Annotated in this window: 3 protein-coding genes; all 3 read left to right on the forward strand. The window is 43.6% G+C overall.

What is annotated here, in order from left to right; genetic code table 11:
* A partial coding sequence (locus ALO_RS22435; RefSeq protein ID WP_004095553.1) for a M15 family metallopeptidase occupies positions 1–519 on the forward strand: 519 nt, incomplete at its 5' end.
* 59 nt (positions 520–578) lie between these two features.
* Complete coding sequence (locus ALO_RS10690; protein WP_004095555.1) at positions 579–1,658, forward strand: DUF5050 domain-containing protein; 1,080 nt, start codon at positions 579–581, stop codon at positions 1,656–1,658.
* 6 nt (positions 1,659–1,664) lie between these two features.
* On the forward strand, positions 1,665–3,368 hold the full coding sequence (locus ALO_RS10695; protein WP_004095556.1) for a tetratricopeptide repeat protein: 1,704 nt from the start codon (positions 1,665–1,667) through the stop codon (positions 3,366–3,368).
* Positions 3,369–3,972 lie beyond the last annotated feature (604 nt).

Consider the following 3,972-nt stretch of genomic DNA (forward strand, 5'->3'; position numbering starts at 1 on the left):
CAGGCGACCATTGATGCACTTAAGTATTGTGTTGTGAATGATATCAAATATCAAGATCTCCTCCTGGAACCCGGCTCGCCATTGGATCCTATAAGTCGTGATTATACGATTAATGGGCGACTTGATGTATCTACGCTTACTCGAATTCCCTCAGCAGAGGAGGAAGATGCAACCTTAGCATCCAGTACAGCAGTTTGTTGGGCTTATTTGGTACAAGCTGCAGCACATGAAGACCCAACGCTAAATATAAATGGTTTTCAATCATCTGGATCGGCAGAAGGCTATCGCGACCTTGCCACTCAGATAAAATACGATTCCGATAAAGGTGGAGATCGAGACTTGGTAGCAGAGCCGGGCCGCAGTAATCATGGTTGGGGAAATGCCATTGATTTTTGGATTGATAATGGTTCACGGGAGCATCAATGGCTGAAGAACAATGCATATCGATTTGGATTTAAACCATATTGGAGGGAACATTGGCATTGGGACTTTAGCTACATACCTGATTTTCTTAAATGAGTAGATGTGGATGGAAAAAGTTGTAGTAAGGGATAAATTTGAAAGTGGGAGGTAAGCAAATGAAATATATACGAATATGCTTCTTAATAATTCTTCTTATTACTTTATTTTCACATTACGAAGGAATATCATTTAAAAAATCAAAAACCGTGAGTGCATTGTCAGTGAAACGTGGTCAAACGGTGACGCAATTAGATCAAGTAGTAGCTAATCAAGGGAATTCGTACGGGAATATTACTAATGGTGGGTATGCGGCAATTCAAGGAGATTGGGTGTATTATCGCAATGAAGATCAAAGTAATGAACTAGATAGCGCAACATTATATCGTCAAAATTTAGTCAGTGGCGTTAAGGAAAAGATATCCAACGATTCCGCACACTATATTAATGTGATAGGAGAATGGATTTATTATGGGAAGTATACTAGTGGAGTACGTGGCTTTCATTCCGGACCAATTTACAAAATTAGAACCGATGGTACGAATCGAACACAGTTAAATAATGATATATCAGTAGAATTGAATGTTATCGGAGAGTTTATTTACTATATTAGCAGAACTGATGCTAATAAAATCTATCGTATGAAAACAGATGGAACAGAAGTAACAAAACTCGTCGATGAAGACTGTCAAAATCTCAATGTAACTAAAGACTGGGTTTACTATACATCAAACAGTGGTATCTCCAAAATAAAACTAGATGGCAGCGGGAAAGAACGAATTTTTAATGGCAAAGTCGGAACCATGATCATTGACGACAAGTGGTTGTATTATTCCACAGGAAGACAAGGGGTTTATGATTGGACGGACAAAGGATTTCTATATAAAATAAAAGTGGATGGTACAGAACATTATAAAGTAACCGATGAGATGGTTTTTAACTTTACCGTCCATGGTGGAAATATTTACTACAGCGTGGAGGAACCTCGAAGAAAATTTTTACTGTACATGATGGACTCAAACGGTAATAACAAACGGAAAATAGCGCAAGCGACTGCCGGCAATATAGTCGGGGACTGGATGTATTTTCACCACTATTACGCTGAATGGTCGGAACTGGAACGCATTCGTCTAGATGGCACTGGTCATGAAAAGGTAAGTACCGGCGGTAAACCTATGGTGCCATATATAAAGGAGTGATATAAAGTGTCTTCCATTCAGGGTCAAGGGAAAACCGGTTTTAGACTGGTCATCGCCAGTGTATTGACCGTACTCCTTCTTGGCTTTATACTAGGCAATCCCACCGGTCAGGCCCAGGCTGCTACCATAGCAGAACTGCGTCAGTCCGCTGCAAAAGGAGACCCCCAAGCTCAATATCAGTTGGGTCATATCCTATATCTCGGACAAGGTGTCCCGCGCGACTATAAAGAAGCTGCAAAATGGTTTAAACAATCAGCCGATCAGGGAAATTCGGCAGCCCAAACGGCGCTGGGATTTGCCTATATGAGTGGCAATGGAGTGGAGCAAAACCCCAAGCAAGCGGTATACTGGTGGAGAAAATCCGCTGATCAGGGAAGTATGCAAGCTCAACATATGTTGGGTGTATCCTATTCTAGCGGGTATGTTGTAAATAAAGATGCTGCTGAGGCAGTGGCTTGGTGGCAAAAGTCCGCAGACCAAGGATTCCCCGCTGCCCAATACTTTCTCGGTATGGCTTACTATAGTGGGACAGGCGTAACAAAAGATCAAACCTTAGCCTTTACCTGGATCCGGAAAGCGGCTGACAATGGATATGCCCCTGCACAGCATAGAGTGGGCATTCACTACTATAACGGCATTGGCGTAGCCAAAGACCCTGCAGCAGCGGTAAAATGGTGGAAGCAAGCTGCCGGGCAAGGCAACGTGGCGTCTCTTGCCATGGTCGGCTTTGCTTATCATTTTGGGCATGGTGTAAATCAAGACCAGGCAGAAGCCCTCAAATGGTGGAGGAAGGCCGCCGACAAAGGAGACTCCGATGCTCAAACCATGCTGGGAGTTGCTTACTATGAAGGACAGGGAATTGCCAAAGACCAGGCACAAGCAATCCAATGGTGGCTAAAAGCTGCCAATCAAGGTCAAATGTTAGCGCAGCATCACTTGGCATTTGCCTATTATCGCGGTGAGGGAGTGCCCCAAAATCATGCCGAAGCCGTAATCTGGTGGCAAAAAGCCGCTGAAAAAGGAGAACCGGAATCGCAAACCATGCTGGGCACTGCCTACTTTCTGGGCCAAGGAACAACCAAGGATAGTAAAAAAGCCGTGATGTGGTGGACAAAAGGCGCAGCTCAAGGCAATAAAGTAGCGCAATACTATCTCGGCGTTGCCCTCTCCACAGGCGACGGAATTGTCAAAGACGAAGCGGCTGCGGTTTCCTATTGGAAAAAATCGGCTGAACAAGCCTATATTCCCGCCTATGTGGGACTGGGACAAGCCTACTATAAAGGCCAGGGCGTTGCTAAAGATTATGCCACTGCGATAAAATTTTATCAAAAGGCAATGGAAAAGGGGAATGCAGCAGCTCAGTATCACCTAGGCGTTGCCTACTATGAAGGCAAGGGCGTCGATAAAAGCCCAAAGCAGGCAGTTAAGCTATGGGAACCCATTGCCAATAAAGGCTATGCCTTGGCGCAATTTGCGTTAGTAGAAATAGTGCAAGACAACCTCAGTGTTATAGACAATTATGCTCTAGCGGTAGTATGGAGACAAGACGCAGCAGAAAAAGGCAATGCTCAAGCCCAATATTACCTGGGCCTGGCTTATGCTAACGGTTGGGATGTACGTCAAGACCGGACGGAGGCTGTTAAATGGCTAAAAAAATCTGCGCAACAAGGCAATGATGCTGCCAAGGCTGCACTGAAGCAACTTACATAAAATAAAAAAACATACCAGAAGATAGCTAATAACGAGAAAACAACCCCTCATGAGACGACAGTCTCATGAGGGGTTGTTGACAACAAGATTAAGACTTCGAGTATGCTGAAAGGGCCACATTTTTAAGACTCGAGGGTAAGACTCGAGGGGACGGTTCTCTTGAAGAGCAGCTCAAAAGTAGAGGTGATAACCATACTCTGAAAAGCCCGACAACCAAAAGAAAAGTGGGAAGAGATTAAAAGTGTCAGGGGATGGGGTTGTTGACAACAAGAGTAAGACTTCGGATATGCTGAAAGGGTCACGTTTTAACATGTAGTTTCTGAGTTAAATATAGTACGTCCTGAAGAAATCGACTAAAACAGGAATTCAACGTTCGGAAAAGAAAGTGATATATGATTACAAAACGCTTAGACACAGGAAGTGTTCCTTATGGCAGAATTCATTCCTTGAATTAATAGAGAAAATGTTCTGTAAAACCTAATAGAATGTCAATATCCCCGTCCCTGTAAGATATAGTACAGAAGGATTATCCAACAGGGAATAGATAACCCCCGAACGTTGAGCGTTTGGTATAATGAAGCAAGAAGGATATGAATGTCCCCGT

It is taken from the genome of Acetonema longum DSM 6540, from assembly GCF_000219125.1.
Classification (GTDB): domain Bacteria; phylum Bacillota; class Negativicutes; order Sporomusales; family Acetonemataceae; genus Acetonema; species Acetonema longum.